Origin of the sequence: Geobacillus sp. FSL K6-3411 (assembly GCF_037965715.1) — a bacterium.
GTDB classification, from domain to species: Bacteria; Bacillota; Bacilli; order Bacillales; family Anoxybacillaceae; genus Geobacillus; species Geobacillus thermodenitrificans.
The window spans coordinates 258,631-279,846 of sequence record NZ_CP150187.1 but is presented as its reverse complement, the minus strand read 5'-3'; the positions used below and the strand labels follow the sequence as shown (position 1 = coordinate 279,846).

The 21,216-nt window shown below is 49.5% G+C and carries 19 protein-coding genes and 2 rRNA genes; 6 read left to right on the top strand and 15 right to left on the bottom strand.

What is annotated here, in order from left to right:
* Positions 1-2 precede the first annotated feature (2 nt).
* Positions 3-953, bottom strand: coding sequence for a MoxR family ATPase (locus tag NSQ22_RS01510; RefSeq protein WP_008882010.1), 951 nt, complete (start codon positions 951-953; stop codon positions 3-5).
* Between the two features lie 129 nt (positions 954-1,082).
* Here NSQ22_RS01510 and NSQ22_RS01505 point away from each other — a divergent pair, with 129 nt between their 5' ends.
* Complete coding sequence (locus NSQ22_RS01505; RefSeq protein ID WP_008882011.1) at positions 1,083-2,306, top strand: Nramp family divalent metal transporter; 1,224 nt, start codon at positions 1,083-1,085, stop codon at positions 2,304-2,306.
* Positions 2,307-2,441: 135 nt separating this feature from the next.
* Here NSQ22_RS01505 and fumC read toward each other — a convergent pair whose 3' ends face one another.
* Entirely contained in the window at positions 2,442-3,812 is a 1,371-nt protein-coding gene (gene fumC / locus NSQ22_RS01500; protein WP_008882012.1) for a class II fumarate hydratase, read from the bottom strand.
* Between the two features lie 745 nt (positions 3,813-4,557).
* On the opposite strand from fumC, the gene NSQ22_RS01495 reads away from it, so the two are divergent.
* Together NSQ22_RS01495 and NSQ22_RS01490 are read left to right on the top strand one after the other, a co-directional pair.
* Positions 4,558-5,052: a cation:proton antiporter regulatory subunit gene (locus NSQ22_RS01495; protein ID WP_008882013.1), complete on the top strand. Its 495-nt coding sequence runs from the start codon at positions 4,558-4,560 to the stop codon at positions 5,050-5,052.
* A gap of 9 nt (positions 5,053-5,061) precedes the next feature.
* The gene (locus NSQ22_RS01490) at positions 5,062-6,306 is read left to right on the top strand and encodes a cation:proton antiporter (RefSeq protein ID WP_008882014.1); all 1,245 of its coding nucleotides are present in this window, start codon (positions 5,062-5,064) and stop codon (positions 6,304-6,306) included.
* Positions 6,307-6,958: 652 nt separating this feature from the next.
* Here NSQ22_RS01490 and groL read toward each other — a convergent pair.
* Together groL and groES are read right to left on the bottom strand one after the other, a co-directional pair.
* Positions 6,959-8,581 (bottom strand): chaperonin GroEL, encoded by a 1,623-nt coding sequence (groL, locus tag NSQ22_RS01485; RefSeq protein WP_008882015.1) that lies wholly within the window; start codon positions 8,579-8,581, stop codon positions 6,959-6,961.
* 102 nt (positions 8,582-8,683) lie between these two features.
* Complete coding sequence (gene groES / locus NSQ22_RS01480; protein WP_008882016.1) at positions 8,684-8,968, bottom strand: co-chaperone GroES; 285 nt, start codon at positions 8,966-8,968, stop codon at positions 8,684-8,686.
* Positions 8,969-9,314: 346 nt separating this feature from the next.
* Here groES and NSQ22_RS01475 point away from each other — a divergent pair, with 346 nt between their 5' ends.
* Together NSQ22_RS01475 and NSQ22_RS01470 are read left to right on the top strand one after the other, a co-directional pair.
* Positions 9,315-10,049 (top strand): type II CAAX endopeptidase family protein, encoded by a 735-nt coding sequence (locus NSQ22_RS01475; RefSeq protein ID WP_008882017.1) that lies wholly within the window; start codon positions 9,315-9,317, stop codon positions 10,047-10,049.
* A complete protein-coding gene (locus NSQ22_RS01470; protein WP_008882018.1) occupies positions 10,046-10,225 on the top strand; it encodes a DUF4305 domain-containing protein in 180 nt (59 codons plus the stop codon). Before NSQ22_RS01475 ends, NSQ22_RS01470 begins: the two co-directional genes overlap by 4 nt.
* Before the next feature lie 61 nt (positions 10,226-10,286).
* Here NSQ22_RS01470 and tatC read toward each other — a convergent pair whose 3' ends face one another.
* Genes tatC through moaC form a run of 4 tightly spaced genes read right to left on the bottom strand, consistent with a single transcriptional unit; the run spans position 10,287 to position 12,364 of the window.
* Positions 10,287-11,030: a twin-arginine translocase subunit TatC gene (gene tatC, locus NSQ22_RS01465; protein WP_008882019.1), complete on the bottom strand. Its 744-nt coding sequence runs from the start codon at positions 11,028-11,030 to the stop codon at positions 10,287-10,289.
* Between the two features lie 20 nt (positions 11,031-11,050).
* Positions 11,051-11,203, bottom strand: coding sequence for a twin-arginine translocase TatA/TatE family subunit (gene tatA, locus NSQ22_RS01460; protein WP_008882020.1), 153 nt, complete (start codon positions 11,201-11,203; stop codon positions 11,051-11,053).
* Positions 11,204-11,218: 15 nt separating this feature from the next.
* Positions 11,219-11,860, bottom strand: coding sequence for a redox-sensing transcriptional repressor Rex (locus tag NSQ22_RS01455; protein ID WP_011886673.1), 642 nt, complete (start codon positions 11,858-11,860; stop codon positions 11,219-11,221).
* Positions 11,861-11,875: 15 nt separating this feature from the next.
* Positions 11,876-12,364, bottom strand: coding sequence for a cyclic pyranopterin monophosphate synthase MoaC (gene moaC / locus NSQ22_RS01450; RefSeq protein WP_008882022.1), 489 nt, complete (start codon positions 12,362-12,364; stop codon positions 11,876-11,878).
* Positions 12,365-12,462: 98 nt separating this feature from the next.
* On the opposite strand from moaC, the gene NSQ22_RS01445 reads away from it, so the two are divergent.
* Complete coding sequence (locus tag NSQ22_RS01445; RefSeq protein WP_011886672.1) at positions 12,463-14,394, top strand: ABC-F family ATP-binding cassette domain-containing protein; 1,932 nt, start codon at positions 12,463-12,465, stop codon at positions 14,392-14,394.
* Here NSQ22_RS01445 and NSQ22_RS01440 read toward each other — a convergent pair.
* The 7 genes from NSQ22_RS01440 to NSQ22_RS01410 all read right to left on the bottom strand — a co-directional run bounded on the left by NSQ22_RS01440 (position 14,391) and on the right by NSQ22_RS01410 (position 20,919).
* The gene (locus tag NSQ22_RS01440) at positions 14,391-14,699 is read right to left on the bottom strand and encodes a hypothetical protein (protein ID WP_008882024.1); all 309 of its coding nucleotides are present in this window, start codon (positions 14,697-14,699) and stop codon (positions 14,391-14,393) included. The genes NSQ22_RS01445 and NSQ22_RS01440 overlap by 4 nt on opposite strands.
* A gap of 36 nt (positions 14,700-14,735) precedes the next feature.
* Positions 14,736-15,749, bottom strand: coding sequence for a tRNA (adenosine(37)-N6)-threonylcarbamoyltransferase complex transferase subunit TsaD (gene tsaD / locus NSQ22_RS01435; protein ID WP_008882025.1), 1,014 nt, complete (start codon positions 15,747-15,749; stop codon positions 14,736-14,738).
* Positions 15,746-16,198: a ribosomal protein S18-alanine N-acetyltransferase gene (gene rimI / locus NSQ22_RS01430; RefSeq protein WP_008882026.1), complete on the bottom strand. Its 453-nt coding sequence runs from the start codon at positions 16,196-16,198 to the stop codon at positions 15,746-15,748. The genes tsaD and rimI overlap by 4 nt, the downstream gene beginning before the upstream one ends.
* A complete protein-coding gene (gene tsaB, locus NSQ22_RS01425; protein ID WP_011886671.1) occupies positions 16,158-16,898 on the bottom strand; it encodes a tRNA (adenosine(37)-N6)-threonylcarbamoyltransferase complex dimerization subunit type 1 TsaB in 741 nt (246 codons plus the stop codon). The genes rimI and tsaB overlap by 41 nt, the downstream gene beginning before the upstream one ends.
* Positions 16,895-17,353, bottom strand: coding sequence for a tRNA (adenosine(37)-N6)-threonylcarbamoyltransferase complex ATPase subunit type 1 TsaE (gene tsaE, locus NSQ22_RS01420; protein ID WP_008882028.1), 459 nt, complete (start codon positions 17,351-17,353; stop codon positions 16,895-16,897). Before tsaE ends, tsaB begins: the two co-directional genes overlap by 4 nt.
* Before the next feature lie 276 nt (positions 17,354-17,629).
* Positions 17,630-17,746, bottom strand: a 5S ribosomal RNA gene (gene rrf, locus NSQ22_RS01415).
* 244 nt (positions 17,747-17,990) lie between these two features.
* Positions 17,991-20,919 (bottom strand): 23S ribosomal RNA (locus tag NSQ22_RS01410).
* Positions 20,920-21,216: the final 297 nt, after the last annotated feature.

Sequence of the window (21,216 nt, the reverse complement as noted above, 5' to 3'; positions counted from 1 at the left end):
CTTTATCGCCGCCCTCGCACCGGCACCGGTGTACGGGCAATCAGTTGCGCAACGATAGTTTCCCCATCAAGCTTGTCCCATTTTGCTTCCGGACGGACAAGCAGACGGTGGGCGAGCACATAGGGAGCGAGTTGCTGGACATCATCGGGGATGACAAAATCACGGCCGTGGATGAGTGCATACGCCTGCGCCGCTTTCATCAAGGCGACCGACCCGCGCGGGCTGACGCCCAAATAGACCGCTTCATGCGTACGGCTTTGTTGGACAAGTTCAACGATGTATCCTTTCACCGTATCACTCACATGCACATCCGTCACCTTCCGTTGCAAGGCAAGCAATTCCTCAAGCGACATGACTGGACCGATCTCCGAGAGCGGCGCTGTTTTTTCAAGCCGGTTTAACATTTCGATTTCCTCATCATGTGACGGATAGCCCATCTGCAATTTCAGCAAAAACCGATCCAACTGTGCTTCCGGAAGTGGATATGTTCCTTCATATTCAATCGGGTTTTGCGTCGCCATGACAAAAAACGGTTGCGGTAGTTGGCGGGTAACCCCATCTACCGTCACGCTCCCTTCTTCCATCGCTTCAAGAAGCGCCGACTGTGTTTTCGGCGACGTCCGGTTGATCTCGTCAGCAAGCACAATATGGCCGACAATCGGTCCAGGTTTATACTCAAATTGCTGCTCTTTCGGGTTATAAACAGAAATGCCGATCACATCGCTCGGTAATAAATCCGGCGTAAATTGAATTCTTTTCAACTCGGTACTGAACGATTTTGCCAACGCACGCACGAGCATCGTCTTGCCGACACCCGGCACATCTTCAAGCAATACGTGCCCCTTGGCCAACAGTGCTGTTAAGCTGAGTACAATGACTTGGCGTTTCCCGACAATGACTCGTTCTACATTGCGAACGACTTGTTCAATTGAAGAAAGCAACGGTTCGTTCATTACATCAAACTCCTTTTATGGAGATCCATGGGACTTTTAGAGGTAGACAATATATAGTTTATACTATTAATATGATATCGAATATACACAACTTTTGGAATCGATTTGCAACAAAGGGGAGGAGAAAAAATGGGGAAATCGAAGTGGAAGATGATCGGCCCTGGGTTGATCGTCGCCGCCACCGGAGTCGGAGCCGGCGACTTAGTCGCTGCTCTTGTCGCAGGAACGAACTATGGCCTTGTTTTCATGTGGGCGATTATCGTCGGGGCTGTGTTCAAATTCGTGCTGAACGAAGGAGTTGGACGTTGGCATTTATTAAGCGGAAAAACGATTTTCGAAGGCTGGCAATCGATGGGGAAATGGGCGTCCATCTACTTTGGGGTGTATGCGATCATTTGGGGATTTGTTTACGGAGCGGCGGGCACATCATCGTGCGCGCTTGCGATGTCGGCGATGATCCCATCGATTCCGCTTTGGGCGTGGGCAATCATCCATGGCCTCGCTGGTTTTGCCATCACTTGGTCGGGGCGGTTCCAACTGTTTGAACGGGTGATGAACGTGCTCGTCGGACTGATGTTTGTGACGGTTGTTGGTTCGGCACTGCTTGTGTTGCCACAGCTGAACGATCTTTGGAAAACCGCCGTTCCTGATTTGCCAAAAGGGTCGCTTTTGTATGCTCTCGGGCTGATCGGAGGCGTCGGCGGCTCGATTACCATGGCGTCTTACGGATATTGGCTTCAGGAAAATGGCTGGAAAGGCCGGTCCTACGTATCGCCAATGCGTTACGATTCCGCTGTTGCCTACATTGTGACAGCAATTTTTACGTTGTCGCTCCTGATTTTAGGCGCCGCTCTTCTCTACGGAACGAATACCTCGATCAACGGCGAACAAGGGCTTGTCTCGTTTGCCTCGATCATGGGCAATGAGCTGCATCCAGCCGCCCGGTGGCTCTTTTTGCTTGGTTTTTGGTCGGCATCGTTTACATCCGTCATCGGCGTTTGGAACGGCGTTTCCTATTTGTTCGCCGATTTTGTTCGCAACATGCGAAAAACGCCGATTGGCACCGAGTCGCTCAACCAGTCGAAAGCGTTTCGCTTCTACGTCTTTTGGCTCACTTTTCCGCCGATGCTCTTACATTTTATCGGCAAGCCGGTCGGTCTTATTATCGCCTACGGGGCGCTTGGAGCGCTGTTTATGCCGTTTTTGGCCGTCACACTGCTTTACTTGCTCAACTCGAAAAAAGCGCTTCCAGATGAAGGAAGGAACCATTGGCTGTCAAATGCGCTACTCGCCCTGTGTTTAGCACTGTTTGCCGTCTTGTCGATTAATGAACTCATTGGTTTGTTTACTTAACATTTGCCTGCTGCAAAGCAACCAACTAGTAGTGAAAGGCTGCTCCAACTAAAAAACGCTCATCCCGCTTAAAGGGGATGAGCGTTTTTGGCTAACCCATTCTCTCCAGTCTTATCTACTCATCGTCTTGTTCCGTTAAATCATCTTCTCCGGTCTTACCCATTCCTCGTACTGTTTGGCCGTCACATACCCAGTCTGCAACGCCGCTTCTTTCAGCGTCAATCCTTCGCGATGCGCAAGCTTAGCGATTTCCGCGGCTTTGTCATAGCCGATATGCGGGCTTAATGCCGTCACCAGCATCAGCGAGCGCTCCACGTACTCTTTCATTTTCGTTTCATTTGCCTCTAACCCTTGAGCACATCGCTCATCAAACGAGCGGATGGCATCGCCAAGCAACTGCACCGACTGAATGGCGTTATAAGCGATGACCGGTTTGAACACGTTTAATTGAAAATTACCTTGACTTGCCGCAAAACCGATCGCAGCATCATTGCCGAACACTTGCACGGCAACCATCGTCATCGCCTCGCTTTGCGTCGGATTCACTTTACCCGGCATGATTGAGCTGCCCGGTTCATTCGACGGAATCACGATTTCCCCAAACCCGGAACGCGGCCCGCTCGCTAGCCAACGGATATCGTTAGCGATTTTCATCAAATCAGCCGCAAGCGCCTTCAACGCCCCATGAACGTAAACGATCTCATCATGGCTTGTTAACGCGTGAAATTTATTTGTTGCTGAGCGGAATGGATAGCCGGTTTGGGCGTGCAACTGTTTGGCCACTTGTTCGCCAAATGATGGCGGCGCATTAAGCCCTGTGCCGACCGCCGTACCTCCAATCGCCAAATCGAGCAGCTTGTCGGTCGCTTCCACGATCATCGTTTTGCTTTTCTCAAGCATCGTCCGCCACCCAGAAATCTCTTGTCCAAATGTGAGCGGTGTCGCATCTTGCAAGTGAGTGCGCCCAACTTTGATCGTCTTCTCATAGCGACGTTCTTTGGCCGCAAACGTGCCAATCAAACGATCAATTGCCGGCAGAAGATGCGTTTGAATTTTCGTATAAATAGCGATATGCATCACCGTTGGGAACGTGTCATTTGAGCTTTGCGACATATTGACATCGTCGTTCGGATGAATGCGTTCCTCCCCGTCAGGGAGTAGCTCGTTCGCCCGTCTAGCCACCACTTCATTGACGTTCATATTCGTCTGCGTCCCGCTTCCCGTCTGCCAAACAACAAGAGGGAAATGTGCATCCCATTGGCCAGCCAAAATCTCGTCGCAAGCCGTCACAATCGCCTGCCTCTTTGCTTCACTCAACTTTCCAGCTTGCTCGTTGACGATGGCCGCCGCTTTTTTCAGCTCGGCATAAGCATAAATGAGTTCAAGCGGCATCGTTTCTTTGCCGATGCGGAAGTTTTGCCGGCTTCGCTCCGTTTGCGCTCCCCAGTATTTATCGGCCGGCACCCGCACCTCCCCAAGCGAGTCGCGCTCTATTCGTTCGTTCATCACGTCGTCCTCCTTTGTTTAGGTATTCCTGCATTACATGTGTATTCCCATTTTGGCACAGAAGGCCGGCGAAAAACTTCATTTTCTTCTACAACCTCTAAAAAGAGCAGCGCTTTTTTACGCCACATGTATGGTTGAATCATTAGTCCGCTAGACGATTACGGAAAAAACCTGCCTCTACAATGATGGATTCATGAATGCGTGAAAGAGAGAGGATTCTCTCAACTAAAGTCCTTTTCGGAAATCCTCATTCCATCATCGCTTTCTTTGTTGATGAGACGGTTCACTGAAAAGACGACAAAAAAAGACAGCGATAATTCCTAAGCCAAACGGCATGTATGCTAATTTGAAAAACGAAACATATTCATATATCACATGACAAGAGAACATGAGCAGACGGAGCAGCCAACAAGTATATTTTACCCCCTCCCCCCCTTCAAGCAGACAATTCAGTCAAAAACAGTGAAAAGAACCTTTTTTACTGTTATAATAACTATAGCTAAAATAGATAACAGGAAAGGGTTCATTTGTTATCTTTATTAAATATAAACCGAAAATGGTTTATATTTACACAAAACCCCAAAAATAAGAACCCCATATAGGTAAACTACTCATCGTCAACGCGGATATTCATTTGACGATTGAATCTAAAACATATCCTTAGCACATTTGTTAATATTAGACGCCATAATCCATACGGCGCTTTAAAAACAAATAAACCATCAATAAGGAGGAACATTTTGCGATGAATATTCGAGAAAGTGAACTTCCAGGAATTGGGTACAAATTTGAAATTATTACTCGAAACAAAGATAAACTTGTCATTGTGATTCATGACGATGGACGAAGAGAAATTTATCACTTTGACGCAGATGATTATGATGAAGTCGTTAGCAGTGTGACATTAAGCGACCAAGAAGCAAGGCAAATTGCCGGGATCATTGGAGGAATGGCATACAAACCAAAAGCGCTCGAAACAGTGGAATTTGCCTTTGACGATCTCATTATCGAGTGGTTTCAAGTGGAGCCGAACGCCCCTGCTGCAAATAAAAAAATTGGAGAGCTTGATATTAGAAACCGTTTCGGCGTCAATGTTATTGCTATCAAAAAGAAACATTCTCAAAAATCTTATAACCCTGGTCCAAATACGTTGATTGAAGCTGGGGATACATTAATCATGTCTGGAGAAAGACAACAAATAAAGGAGATCATGAATCATCTACTATCAAATAAGGAGTGATGGGAATAAATGAACCACTTAGTACTGGAAGTGGGAACGGCACTCGTTTTAGTCGCTATTGGATCCATCATTGCCAATAGATTAAACTTCTCCATTATCCCGTTTTTGATCATCATCGGCATGCTGGTTGGGCCCCATGCCCCTACAATTGGGATTATTGACCTCACTTTTATTGAAAGTAATGAAATTATCCAGTTTCTAGGGAGGATCGGGGTACTTTTTTTGCTGTTTTATTTAGGTCTTGAATTTTCTGTCGGCAAGCTGATTAAGTCCGGAAAAAACATTGTGGTTGGTGGCAGCATCTATGTCATAATGAACTTTGTTTTAGGATTGGTTTATGGCAAAACCGTAGGAATGCCATGGATGGAAACCCTTCTGATTGCCGGGCTCCTCAGTGTATCATCAAGTGCCATCGTGGCCAAAGTTCTCGTCGATTTAAGGAGAACGGCCAATCCTGAAACAGAGCTCATTTTAGGGATGATCCTTTTTGATGACATCTTCCTTGCCCTATTTTTGACGACGATGTCAGGGGTTTTGCTAGCTGGATCCACCTCCTTTTTCGGAATCAGCCTATCGGTTTTAACATCTGTTGCTTATATGCTGCTATTTTTTGTCATCGCTCGTAAAGGTGCCCCTCTACTGAACAAATGGTTAAATATCAAATCCGATGAAATATTCATCATCGTTATCTTTGCTATTCTCTTTTTCGTTGCCGGCTTTTCCGAAACGCTTCATGTCGCTGAAGCTATCGGGGCCTTACTACTGGGGCTTGTCTTTTCGGAAACCGAACACCGCGATCGAATCGAACATTTAGTTGTTCCATTCCGCGACTTCTTTGGAGCTATCTTTTTCTTTAGTTTCGGTTTGACTATTGAACCATCCACCTTAATTCATGCGTTTTGGTTATCATTAGGAGCCGTTATCGTCACTCTACTAGCCAATATGGTGGCGGGAATGATCGCCGGAAGAAAGGCTGGATTGTCCTACAAAGCCTCTACAAACATTGGTTTAACGATCACGGCGCGTGGGGAATTTTCTATTGTCGTTGCGAATCTAGGGATTACAGCGGGGTTAAACCCTATCTTAACTCCTTTTACCGCTCTTTACGTTCTCATGCTCGCGATATTGGGACCGCTCTTTGCCAAAGAAAGCAAAACGATCTATAAACTACTCAACAAAGTATTTAAATGGGATAAGAAGCTAGCTAAGGAGAAGGAGAAGCAAAAGGAAAGAGTCGAAGTTGCGGAAAAATAAGTAACGGCTGCAACATCCTTCTTTATCGCTCGTTTACTCCAATCCATCTCTTATCTCCTTCTTCCGAGTGGACGCTCAGTCACCGGATCAAAGGCCATTCGGGAACGTATTCAATTCATGCAACCTATCGGTTAAAAAGGGGAATTCTCTATGCGAATACGATGGGCCCCGGGTCTGATTTTGCTTCTATGGCCTGCCAGCTGTTCGTTCGGCAATATCGAACCACCAAAATGAAGGTTAACCATCAACGGCGAAACGGTCGATCACCGACTTGGAACTTATACGTGGTCAACAGGCCGACGAGCAGTTACTGCTGACGCCGCCCCACCGCAGCTCGTCAAAGAACTCTCTCCCTATACCGCTGCTCCGGGGGCAAAACTTCGCGTTCAATTTGACTATCGCCCATCAACACTCGAAGCTGGCGTATGGAACGGCGACGATGTCGACTGGCAGTTAGTTCCCAATGGAACGATTGAGCTGCCTGAACAGCAAGGCTCGTACATCTATGTCATTCATGCCACTTGGAAAGAGGGGGACGCTATTTACGCGTTCCCTATCACCATTCAATAGAAAGAGAGAATAACTTTTCCCCTCTCCAAAAAGAAAAGGAACACTGGGAATATTCCCAGTGTTCCTTTTTTGACTAGGTGGATTACATCATGCCGCCCATGTCCGGCATACCCGGGTTGGCGCCACCTTTGTTTTCTTCTGGCTTGTCGGCAACGACCGCTTCTGTCGTCAAGACCATAGCAGCGACAGACGCAGCGTTTTGCAATGCCGAACGAGTTACTTTCGTTGGGTCAACGATACCCTCTTCGATCATGTCTACCCATTCACCTGTTGCAGCATTGAAGCCGATGCCTGCTTTTTCGTTTTTCAGGCGCTCAACGATGATCGAGCCTTCCAAACCAGCATTTTGCGCGATTTGACGAACCGGCTCTTCGATGGCGCGCAGAACGATTTTCACACCCGTTGCTTCATCGCCTTCAGCTTCAATCGCAGCCACTTTGCTGTAGACGTTCATCAATGCCGTACCGCCACCAGCAACGATACCTTCTTCTACAGCAGCACGAGTCGAGTTAAGCGCGTCTTCGATGCGCAGTTTGCGTTCTTTCAACTCAGTTTCTGTCGCCGCACCAACTTTGATCACTGCTACGCCGCCAGCCAATTTTGCCAAGCGTTCTTGCAGTTTTTCGCGGTCGAATTCCGAAGTAGTTTCTTCAAGTTGCGCACGAATTTGGTTAATGCGTGCTTTAATGCGCTCAGAATCGCCAGCACCTTCGACGATTGTCGTCGTTTCTTTCGTGACAACAACTTTCGACGCACGGCCAAGCGATGCAACCGTTGTCGATTTCAGTTCACGACCAAGCTCTTCAGAGATGACTTCGCCGCCAGTTAAAATCGCGATATCTTCGAGCATCGCTTTGCGACGGTCACCGAAGCCAGGTGCTTTTACAGCAACAGCGTTGAACGTACCGCGCAGTTTGTTAACAACGAGGGTCGCGAGCGCTTCACCTTCGACGTCCTCAGCAATGATCAAGAGCGGACGGCCTTGTTGAACGACTTGTTCAAGAACCGGCAACAGCTCTTGAATGTTCGATACTTTTTTATCCGTAATTAAGATGTACGGATTTTCAAGAACAGCTTCCATTTTTTCCGTATCCGTAATCATGTACGGCGAAACGTAACCGCGGTCGAATTGCATTCCTTCGACAACGTCGAGTTCTGTCGTGAAACCTTTCGACTCTTCGAGGGTGATGACGCCGTCGTTGCCGACGCGCTCCATCGCTTCAGCGATCAATTGACCGACTTCTTCGTCAGCAGCCGAGATCGCAGCAACTTGGGCGATCGACTCTTTTCCTTTGATCGGTTTCGAGATAGCTTTTAATTCTTCTACAGCAACAGCCACTGCTTTTTCAATCCCGCGACGGATGCCCATCGGATTGGCGCCAGCAGCAACGTTTTTCAACCCTTCACGGATCATTGCTTGCGCTAATACAGTAGCCGTTGTCGTTCCGTCCCCAGCGATGTCGTTTGTTTTGCTAGCGACTTCAGCGACCAATTTCGCACCCATGTTTTCAAACGGGTCTTCAAGCTCGATTTCTTTCGCAATCGTTACCCCGTCGTTCGTGATGAGCGGAGAACCGAATTTTTTCTCCAATACGACGTTGCGGCCTTTCGGACCTAATGTGACTTTTACTGCGTCTGCGAGTTTGTCCACCCCGCGCAACATCGCACGGCGCGCTTCTTCGCTGAACTTAATTTCTTTTGCCATTACCCCGTTACCTCCTTATAAATTAGTGAAACCGCATACTAGAAAGATTAAGTATGAAATAGTAAGTATGTTTTTGGAATATCTATGTCATAAACGCATATATTAGCCGATGACAGCTAAAATGTCGCTTTCACGCAAAATTAAGTATTCTTTGCCGTCGTATTTAACTTCCGTGCCGGCGTATTTCGAGAAAATGATACGGTCGCCGACTTCAACTTCCGGCGCAACGCGTTGACCGTTATCAAGCACACGGCCTGTGCCAACAGCTACAACGCGGCCTTCTTGCGGTTTTTCTTTGGCCGTATCCGGCAACACGATACCGCTAGCCGTTTTTTCTTCTGTTTCCACGACTTCAATGACAATGCGATCGCCTAATGGCTTCAACACGGGAAACGACCTCCTTAACGATAGTTTTCGCCGTTCTTATTAGCACTCGTTACTATCGAGTGCTAACACACTTATAATATTAATGAACTTCTCTCAGTTTTGCAAGTAGGAAATACAAAAAAATAACTGTTTTTCCGAGAAAAAAGAATACATGAGTTGAACAGCTGTTAACCCTAGGATCCGCCGGCATGAAACCCGTTTTCATTATTGCACATTTCCAAAACCGATAAACAGCACTCGACATTTTTTATGTTGACTGCATCAACTTCCATTGACGCGCTTTTCTTATCATTTCACCAAACATGTGTTACAATACGGATATATTTGAATAAAGGGGTAAGAGGATTTGAAACGCCATTACTGGTATGTCATCATCACATACATCGCCATGCAGCTATCCTCCTTTATCGGTGTGCCGCTTCTGCATGCTCTCGGCATCGGCCAAAGCGCAAAAAGCCCTATCGAAGCCGCCAAGATTGCTTCCGGGTATTGGGCGGTCATCAGCTTTCTAGCGGCTTTAATCATCATTTTATGGCTGCTTCGCGGCGTCCGCGATGAACGAGGGATGCGACAGCTTCCCCTCGCTTCGTCATCGATGTGGGCAATCTCTGGCGTCTTTTTGGCACTTATCGCCCAAAGCATCGCCGCCAATATTGAATGGCGGTTGCTCGGCATTGAACCGGGTTCGGAAAACACAAGGCAAATCATTGATATCATCCGCTTGACGCCGCTATTAGTCATCGTTGCTTCTATTATCGGCCCGATTTTGGAAGAGATTGTTTTTCGCAAAATCATTTTTGGCTCTCTTTATGAAAAATATCACTTTTGGCCGGCCGCGCTCGTGAGCTCGCTTCTTTTTGCCATTGCCCATATGGAACCGGAACATTTGCTGTTGTATACGGCAATGGGACTGACGTTCGCCTTTTTATATGCGAAAACCGGCCGCATTTTAGTGCCGATTTTCGCCCATGTGACGATGAATACGTTTGTGATCGTAGTTCAAATCTTGTTGGCTGATGAGTTAGAAAAAATGATGCGCCAAGCTGGACTGCCGCTAGCGCTTTGGAGGTTGTGGCTATGACGAGCCGGCCGCGGCTGTTTTCACTGCCGTATTTCATCCTAGGTGTATTGTTTACGTATTTGGCGATCAAAAGCGCTCATGAAACGGTTTGGAACGTTTCGACTATCGCCTTGGCGGCGTTTGCCGCCTTTGATTTTGGCACCGCCTTCCGCCTGTTTTTCGCCCCAAAACGTTGAAACCCTCCCATTGGGGGAGGGTTTTTTCTGTATAACCACTCTCTTTTTGCTGTGCACGATCTTACTCACTGCTTTCTTGTTCCGCCGCCAACTGCGCCTTTCGGTAGCCAATTTTGGCGATCCAGATGCTTCCTTCGTATAAAAGCGTGAGCGGAATCATGACGATTACCTGCGACAACACATCAGGCGGTGTAATGGCTGCCGCCAAAATCAGCAATGCCAAATACGCGTATTTGCGGATGCGTACAAGCAACTGCGGCGTAATGAGCCCTAAGCGGGTGAAAAACAGGACGACGATCGGCAGCTGAAACACGATACCAAACGGCAGCACGAGATGGAGCAAAAACTGAAAATATTCGTTAATGCCAATCATTTGTTGGATGTCCAGTCGATCAGCAAGCTCATTCATAAACCGGACGACAAACGGAAACAAGACAAAATAAGCAAAACCGACGCCAACTAAAAAAAGAAAAATCGATGCCGGAATATAGCTGAGTGTCACCTTCCGCTCTTTTTCATACAATCCTGGGCTGACAAACGCCCAAATTTGGTACAGCAACACCGGGGCGGACAGCACAGCAGCGATCACGAAGGCAAACTGAAAATATACCTTAATCGGATCAGTGAGACGGAAGGCGTTCATCGTCAACTGCTTCGCCTCAGCCGTTTGCTGCAAATAGACAATGACATCATCAGCAAAAAAGAAACTGGCAACGAGCGCCGTGACAAAAAAGAGGAGTACAATGATCAGCCGCTTCCGCAGTTCACCAAGATGTTCATACACCGACATTTCTTTGTTGTTCATCGTTTCCCCATCCTGCCTTGTCATCGGTCAGTTTTGTTTTCCTCGTCATCAGTCAGCCCTTTCGTCGCGTCTTTAAACTCGCGCAACGACTGGCCGACCGACCGTCCTAGCTCCGGCAATTTTTTCGTGCCAAACAGCAACAAAATCACAAGGACAATCAAAATGTATTTCACGCTTTATTCTCTCCTTTATGATGGCAATGGATAGTTTCTCAGAAAGTAGACGAGCGACTGCAATTCAATGGCTAAATCGATATGATGAACGCGAATATGTTTCGGCACATTCAGCCGTGCCGGAGTGAAGTTTAAAATGCCTTTAATCCCTTGGGTGACAAGGCGGTCAGTCAGCGCTTGAGCCGCGACGGCTGGCACAGTTAAAATGGCGACCGGAATGTTTCCGCAAAGCCGCTCCTCAAGTTCATCGAGATGGTAAACCGGCACGCCGCCGACGGTCGTCCCCACTTTCTGTTCATCAACATCAAACGCCATCACGATTTTTGTATTGTTGTTTTTGGAAAAATTGTAGTTTAAAAAGGCCGTACCTAAATTTCCGACACCGAACAAGGCGACTTCCGTCACTTCATCCTCTTCAAGCGTCCGACGGAAAAATGACAACAAATAATTGACATTATACCCATACCCTTTTTTGCCGAGCGCGCCAAAATACGAGAAATCGCGGCGGATGGTCGCCGGATCGACTTTGACCGCCTCGCTTAATTCGGCGGAGGACACACGCTGTTTTCCTGACGCATGCAAATTCTTCAAAAACCGGTAGTACAGCGGCAGCCGCTTCGCGGTTGCTTGCGGAATTTTCGGTTGTTCGTTACTCATCATTTCATCCCCCAGCTAATCGGTTTTCCGTCGATAATGGCCGGACTTTCCGCCCGTTTTCTCGACCAAATACGTCGGACCGATGATCATCCCTTTATCAAGTGCTTTACACATATCATACACCGTCAACGCACATACCGAGGCGGCCGTCAGCGCTTCCATTTCCACCCCTGTGCTCCCTTTCGTTTTCACTGTTGCGGTGATGACGAGTTTATATGCATCCGCTTCGTTTTCCCATGAAAATGCGATATCGACACCTTTTAACATGAGCGGATGGCACATCGGAATGAGATCGGCTGTTTTTTTCGCTGCCATCACCCCGGCCACTTGGGCCACTGCCAACACGTCACCTTTCTCGATGGCGTTGTTTGTCATTTTTTCATAAATCTCTTCGCTGACGGTGACGCTCGTTTTTGCCACTGCGACCCGCACCGTATCTTCCTTGTTCGTAATATCGACCATTTTCGCGCGGCCTTGCTCATTGAAATGAGTAAACGACGACAAAACAATCTCCTCCAATTATACACTATACACGATTTTTGTTTATCTGTCTTTGACCGTTTTGGCGACATACGTTAAACTATTCCGAGAGGTGAAACGACATGATCATTTTGCAAGTGCACCAGCTCACGAAATATTTTGGCGCTGACCTTATTTTATCGAATATAAAACTAGAAGTACAATCCCGTGACCGAATCGCCCTCGTCGGCCGCAACGGCGCAGGAAAATCGACATTGTTAAAAATCATCGCCGGAGAACTTTCTTATGACAGCGGCGAAATCATCAAGCCTAGTCATATTAAGATTGGCTATTTGGCACAAAATAGCGGGCTTGACTCGTCGCGCTCTATTTGGGACGAGATGCTCGAAGTGTTCGCGCCACTTCTAGCCATCGAAAAGCAGCTAGCAGCACTCGGCTCCCAACTTGGTGACCCGGATGTACTCGCTGACCCTGCCCGCTATGAAAAAATACTCAAAGCGTATGACGAACTACAAGAACAATATAAAGAACAGGGCGGCTATCAATATGAAGCCGACATCCGTTCGGTCTTACACGGTCTGCAGTTTTCTTCCTATGATTATAAAACAACGCTTATCTCCTCATTAAGCGGTGGGCAGCGGACACGTCTCGCTCTCGGGAAGCTTCTATTGTCTAAGCCAGATTTGTTGATTTTGGACGAGCCGACCAACCATTTGGATCTTGAAACACTCTCCTGGTTGGAACAATACTTGCAGGCGTACCCCGGTGCCGTCCTGCTCGTTTCCCATGATCGCTATTTTTTGGATAAAGTCGTCACGGAAGTATACGAGCTATCCAACACGAAGCTCAAGCGGTATACAGGCAACTACAGCCGCTATTTGGAGCAGCGGGCCGAACAGTATGAACAAGAATTAAAACGATATGAGAAACAGCAAGAAGAAATCGCCCGGCTGCAAGACTTTATCCAGCGCAACATCGCCCGTGCCTCGACGACCAAACGCGCGCAAAGCCGTCGAAAACAACTAGAAAAAATGGAACGGCTTGAACGCCCCACTGGCGATGGAAAATCGGCATCCTTTTCCTTTACAATTGAACGGCCGAGCGGCCATGAAGTACTCACCGCTGAGGAACTAGCCGTTGGTTACGGCGAAGGAACACCTGTCATCCGCCAAATCAGCTTTCGCATCACGCGAGGAGAAAGCGTCGCCTTAGTCGGACCGAACGGCATCGGTAAATCAACATTGCTAAAGGCGGTCGCGCAGCGGCTTCCTGTCCAAGCGGGAAAGCTTCGCTACGGCTCAAACGTCCAAATCGGCTATTATGATCAAAATCAGGCCGAATTGTCATCGAATAAACGAGTGCTGGATGAGCTATGGGACGACTACCCAGATAAAACCGAGAAGGAAATCCGTACCGTGCTCGGTAACTTTTTGTTTTCCGGAGATGACGTTTTAAAACCAGTCTCGGCGTTAAGCGGTGGGGAAAAAGCGCGTCTAGCGCTCGCCAAACTGATGCTCCAAAAAGCGAACGTTCTTATTTTGGACGAGCCAACCAACCATTTGGATCTCGATAGCAAACAGGTGCTCGAGCAAGCGCTCATCGACTATCCAGGCACCATTTTGTTCGTCTCCCACGACCGCTACTTCATTAACCGGATTGCGACAAAGCTGTTTGAGCTATCGAGCGATGGCCTCACCGAATATTTAGGTGACTACGATTACTACATCGCCAAAAAAGCGGAGATGTGCGAATTGGAGCGCCTTGACGCCCGTCCTGACAAAACGCAGGATAGCAACGAATCGAGCAAATCCGCTTATAAGCAAGAAAAGGAAGAGAAAAAACGGCAGCGCCAGCGCCAGCGCCGTCTAGATGAAATCGAGGCCGAGATCGAAACACTTGAGGCGCAAATCGCTGAAGTGGAACAACAGCTATGTGATCCGTCCATTTATGGCGATTATGAAACAGTACAACGGTTATCGCAAGAAAACGAGGAACGAAAACGGCAAGTCGAAAAGTTATTGGCTGAATGGGAACAGCTTTACTCTTCACTCTAACCGATAGCCCGCCCGTTATTTTGGCGGGCTGTTTTTAAGTTAGTCACATTATCCACAAAACAATTCACAATCACACCTATGAAATATAAGTTATTCACCAACTTTTCCACATTATCCACAAAAAAATTCTTTTTTTGTGCAAAAACCGTTGTGTATTTATTCTCCTTATATTTATGGTGTTTTCTCATCTTTTCCACATTGTCCACAACCTGTGGATAAAAATATACACAGTCCCTTTTCGCCGCAAGCAGCCGAAGCTTGTTCCCACAAACAAAAAAGGCGGTTTGCTCGCCTGCTGCAAGCAACCGCCCTGTCTTCCCCTCTTTATTTCCCTTCTTACACTAAACAAGCGGCAAGCCCGGATTGGCGTTGAGAGCCAAATCAGACCGCTTGCCTTGCCAATACAGCACTGTTCCTGCTGCAGCGATCATCGCCGCATTATCGGTGCATAACGACAACGGTGGAATAACGAGCTCAACGCCCGGAAGCTCCTTCATTTTGTCTTGTAGCGCGGACCGCAGCCCGCGGTTGGCCGCCACCCCACCGGCCAGCAGCACTTGCCGAACGCGGTACTGTTTCGCCGCCTGCACCGTTTTGGTCACCAGCACATCGACAACACTCTCTTGAAAACTCGCAGCCATGTGTTTCGGGTCAATCTCCTCACCGCGCTGTTTTGCGTTATGAAGCGTATTGAGCACCGCCGATTTTAAGCCGCTGAAACTAAAATCATATGATCCTTCCTCAAGCCACGCCCGCGGCAAATCAATGACTGGTTCGCCCTCATGAGCTAATCGGTCGATATGCGGTCCCCCTGGATACGGAAGACCCAAAGCCCGCGCCACCTTATCATACGCCTCACCGGCGGCATCATCGCGCGTTTCGCCAATCACTGTAAACTTCCCGTGTTCTTCCATGTAGATAAGCTCCGTATGCCCGCCCGAAACGACAAGCGCTAATAACGGAAACTTCATCTCAGCCACTAGCTGATTGGCGTAAATATGGCCAGCAATATGATGCACCCCGACAAGCGGCAACCCATGGGCAAACGCCAGCGCTTTCGCCGCATTCACTCCGACAAGGAGCGCCCCAACAAGGCCCGGCCCCGCTGTCACGGCCACGGCATCAAGGTTGGAAAACGATACCCCGGCTCGTTGCATTGCTTCCTCAATCACAAGCGTAATTTGCTCGACATGATGGCGCGAAGCGATCTCCGGCACGACACCACCAAATCGACGATGGCTTTCCATTTGTGAGGCGACGACATTCGATACAATTTCTTTTCCATTTTTCACAACGGCTGCCGCCGTTTCGTCGCAACTTGTTTCAATGCCTAATACGTATACGTCTTCGTTCATATCAATTTCACCCACATTACTAGTGCGTCTTCAAAATTATCAGGATAATACCGTTTGCGAATGCCGCCATTGCGGAACCCGAGCTTACGGTACAACGATTGGGCAACATGGTTGGACACACGTACCTCGAGCGTCATTGTCACCGCGCCATGCTGTTTTGCGAGATCCATGAGGCGGCGCATCAGCGCTTCACCAAGTTTTTGCCCTCGAAATTGTGGCAATACGGCTACGTTTGTCACATGCGCTTCATCGATGACAAGCCACATTCCGCCATATCCGATGATCCGTCCGCGGTGCACCATAACGATATATTTGGCATAACGATTGTACATCAGCTCATTATAAAACGACTCGCGGCTCCACGGTGCGGTGAACGACGCCCGTTCTACTTGTACGACCTCGTCAATGTCATGGATGGTCATTGGACGAAATTGTACATCGATCCCCATCGGTTCCTTCCCCTTTTTGTTTCGCGAGCCATTTCGCCTCCGCTTCGGCAAGACGGATATAATTCGGCACAAACGCATGGGCGTTCTCGCGTTCTTTTTCTTTTCCAAGCATAACTAACTCACTCGGGCGCGGCAACGCCAACGATGGTGGGGCAACATGAACGCGCTCGCCTAAATGATTTCGAAACAGTTCACTATATAACGGCGCATCCACACCAACTAACAATACATCCTCTCCCTGCTGACTTAACTGATGAGCCCACTCATCAGCAGCGACAATCCGGTCCTCCTCAAGGCAGCGGAGCACACCGCCTTCATAACGATAAAGACCAGTATAAATTTGTCCGCGCCGCGCATCAAATAGCGGAACGATCACTCCGGGAAAATAACGGCCATTAGCGGCGAGCACTTCGAGGCTCGAAACGCCGGCAATCGGGATGCCTAGCGACCAAGCAAGCGTTTTCGCAATCGTTACACCGATCCGCACCCCTGTATATGATCCCGGTCCTTTAGCAACAACGATCAAATCAAGCTCGTCTGGGGTAATCCCACACTGCCGAAGCAACGATTCAATGGCCGGCATCGCCCGGGCTGAGTGATCTTTTTTCACATTCGTGATGATTTCCCCTTTAATGACATTCCCATCCATCAAGGCAATACCCAATGGCATATTTGAAGTATCAATTCCTAATATCTTCATGACGCAAAAATCTCCTTACATAACTGTTCGTAACGCTGCCCTAACGGTTCAAACACTAATTTTCGTTCACTATCGCCATGGTGATACAAATGAACCGTCAACCGCTCGTTCGGCAGCTGACCTGCAATCAAATGCGCCCATTCAACGACTGTAACGCCATCGCCGGCAAAATATTCATCAAACCCAAGGTCTTCCCACTCGTCCTCAAGACGGTACACATCCATATGGTAAAGCGGGAGTCTCCCCTCGTATTGCTTAATAATCGTAAACGTCGGACTGTTGACATTTTGTGTAATACCTAGCCCTTCAGCAATCCCTTTCGTAAATGTCGTCTTTCCTGCACCTAAATCGCCTTCCAAGGCGATGACCATTCCTGGCTCAAGCTGTTCCGCTAGTCGTCGGGCGATCTCCTTTGTCTCTTTAGGGGAATGCACTATAAGTTCCAACTGCTCCATCACGTTCCACCTTATTCCATTTTATCATCTTCACTCTCGCTTTTGAAATTGTACCATAACAAAACATCATGTTGCCACTTTCAACGTCAAAAACGAGATTGACACGAAAAGAACCTATTGAGCGCTCTCCCATTTCCACTTCCGGGGTCGAGATGACAAAAAGGACTGTCCTGATCAGACCGTTTGCTTAGCCTGAAGGACAGTCCTAGTATAATTAGGCTCATAAAAAAGAAAAAAGGGAATTAGGCGTGTTGCTACTCCCTGGTGAATGGAATTGCCTAGCAGCGACCTACTCTTGCAGGGGCGCTGGCCCCAACTACCATCGGCGCTGGAGAGCTTAACTTCCGTGTTCGGGATGGGAACGGGTGTTTCCTCTCCGCTATCACCACTAGGCAATATGAAGTTGTGGGATCATTCCCTCAAAACTAGATAACCGTTTGGTGGGAAGAAGCCTCCGCTTTTCGTACTGTCTAGCTCCGGCCGCCATCGGCTCGCGACGCTTCGGTCCTGCTGTGGCGGCGACACATTGCATACGCTCCTGTGGCACCACCCACGCAGAACCAAGCTTTGCTTGGTTCGAGCCTCCTCGCAGGCCCTCCAGCGCGTCTCGCCGATAGGCGGGCGGCCTCCGCTTTTCTAGGTTAAGCCCTCGATCGATTAGTATCCGTCAGCTCCACGTGTCGCCACGCTTCCACCTCGGACCTATCAACCTCGTCATCTTCGAGGGATCTTACTCGCTTAACGCGATGGGAAATCTCATCTTGAGGGGGGCTTCACGCTTAGATGCTTTCAGCGCTTATCCCTTCCGCACATAGCTACCCAGCGGTGCCCCTGGCGGGACAACTGGTACACCAGCGGTGCGTCCATCCCGGTCCTCTCGTACTAAGGACAGCTCCTCTCAAATTTCCTACGCCCACGACGGATAGGGACCGAACTGTCTCACGACGTTCTGAACCCAGCTCGCGTACCGCTTTAATGGGCGAACAGCCCAACCCTTGGGACCGACTACAGCCCCAGGATGCGATGAGCCGACATCGAGGTGCCAAACCTCCCCGTCGATGTGGACTCTTGGGGGAGATCAGCCTGTTATCCCCGGGGTAGCTTTTATCCGTTGAGCGATGGCCCTTCCATGCGGAACCACCGGATCACTAAGCCCGACTTTCGTCCCTGCTCGACCTGTCCGTCTCGCAGTCAAGCTCCCTTGTGCCTTTGCACTCTCCGAATGATTTCCAACCATTCTGAGGGAACCTTTGGGCGCCTCCGTTACCTTTTGGGAGGCGACCGCCCCAGTCAAACTGCCCACCTGACACTGTCTCCCACCCCGATAAGGGGTGCGGGTTAGAATTTCAATACCGCCAGGGTGGTATCCCACCGACGCCTCCACCGAAGCTGGCGCTCCGGCTTCCCTGGCTCCCACCTATCCTGTACAAGCGATACCAAAATTCCATATCAGGCTGCAGTAAAGCTCCACGGGGTCTTTCCGTCCTGTCGCGGGTAACCTGCATCTTCACAGGTAGTATAATTTCACCGGGTCTCTCGTTGAGACAGTGCCCAAGTCGTTACACCTTTCGTGCGGGTCGGAACTTACCCGACAAGGAATTTCGCTACCTTAGGACCGTTATAGTTACGGCCGCCGTTTACTGGGGCTTCGGTTCGCACCTTCGCTTGCGCTAAGCGCTCCCCTTAACCTTCCAGCACCGGGCAGGTGTCAGCCCCTATACTTCGCCTTTCGGCTTCGCAGAGACCTGTGTTTTTGATAAACAGTCGCTTGGGCCTTTTCACTGCGGCTCTTCGGGGCTCATCACCCCAAAGAGCACCCCTTCTCCCGAAGTTACGGGGTCATTTTGCCGAGTTCCTTAACGAGAGTTCTCCCGCGCGCCTTAGGATTCTCTCCTCGCCTACCTGTGTCGGTTTGCGGTACGGGCACCTCTTCCCTCGCTAGAGGCTTTTCTTGGCAGTGTGGAATCAGGGACTTCCGGATCAAATCCGTCGCCATCACAGCTCAGCCTTTACGGCCAGCGGATTTGCCTACTGGCCAGCCTTACTGCTTGGACAGGCTCTTCCAGCCGCCTGCTCACCCTATCCTCCTGCGTCCCCCCATCGCTCAAACGGGAAGGAGGTGGTACAGGAATCTCAACCTGTTGTCCATCACCTACGCCTTTCGGCCTCGGCTTAGGTCCCGACTAACCCTGAGCGGACGAACCTTCCTCAGGAACCCTTAGGCTTTCGGCGCAGAGGATTCTCACCTCTGTTTTCGCTACTCATACCGGCATTCTCACTTCTAAGCGCTCCACCAGTCCTTCCGGTCTGGCTTCGATGCCCTTAGAACGCTCCCCTACCGATGACCAACGGTCATCCCGCAGCTTCGGCGGCACGTTTAGCCCCGGTACATTTTCGGCGCAGAGTCACTCGACCAGTGAGCTATTACGCACTCTTTAAATGGTGGCTGCTTCTAAGCCAACATCCTGGTTGTCTTCGCAACTCCACATCCTTTTCCACTGAACGTGCACTTGGGGGCCTTAGCTGGCGATCTGGGCTGTTTCCCTCTTGACCACGGATCTTATCACTCGTAGTCTGACTCCCAAGGATAAGTCATTGGCATTCGGAGTTTGACTGGGTTCGGTAACCCGATGAGGGCCCCTAGCCCAATCAGTGCTCTACCTCCAAGACTCTCACCTTGAGGCTAGCCCTAAAGCTATTTCGGGGAGAACCAGCTATCTCCAAGTTCGATTGGCATTTCACCCCTACCCACACCTCATCCCCGCACTTTTCAACGTACGTGGGTTCGGGCCTCCAGCCGGTGTTACCCGGCCTTCACCCTGGACATGGGTAGATCACCTGGTTTCGGGTCGACGACGACGTACTCAAACGCCCTATTCAGACTCGCTTTCGCTGCGGCTCCGCCTCTTCGGCTTAACCTCGCACGCCATCGTCACTCGCCGGTTCATTCTACAAAAGGCACGCCATCACCCATGAACGGGCTCTGACTACTTGTAGGCACACGGTTTCAGGTTCTCTTTCACTCCCCTTCCGGGGTGCTTTTCACCTTTCCCTCACGGTACTGGTTCACTATCGGTCACTAGGGAGTATTTAGCCTTGGGAGATGGTCCTCCCTGCTTCCGACGGGATTTCCCGTGTCCCGCCGTACTCAGGAGCCGCTCGGGAGGGAACGAAGTTTCGACTACAGGGCTGTCACCTTCTCTGGCCGGCCGTTCCAGACCGGTTCGTCTACCCCGTTCCTTTCTCACTCCCATCTGAGCGGTCCTACAACCCCAAGAGGCACGCCTCTTGGTTTGGGCTGTTCCCGTTTCGCTCGCCGCTACTCAGGGAATCGCATTTGCTTTCTTCTCCTCCGGGTACTAAGATGTTTCAGTTCCCCGGGTGTGCCCTCCATGCCCTATGGATTCAGGCATGGATCCTGCCCCATTACGGGCAGGGGGTTTCCCCATTCGGACATCTCCGGATCAACGCTTGCTTACAGCTCCCCGAAGCGTTTCGGCGTTTGCCCCGTCCTTCATCGGCTCCTAGTGCCAAGGCATCCACCGTGCGCCCTTTCTAGCTTAACCTACAGCGCGTTTCGGCTTCTTCCTTATTGTCTAGCTTCGGCGCCTAGCTCTCTTCCGCCAAATAACCTTCCCCCTTGGGGTGCAAGCACCCCTGCGGGTGAAGAACATTTGGCTTCGAGAACTGACCGCGGCACCTCAGCTTTTCCGGTTATCTAGTTTTCAAGGAACGATTTGAAGGAATTCTCATTCCTTCAAAACTGAACGAAACGAAAGCGCAATTTGTTAATGATTGGCCATTAACGGCCTCCGCTTTTCGTGATGTCTAGCTCCAGCGCCTGGCTCTCTTCTGCCAAATAA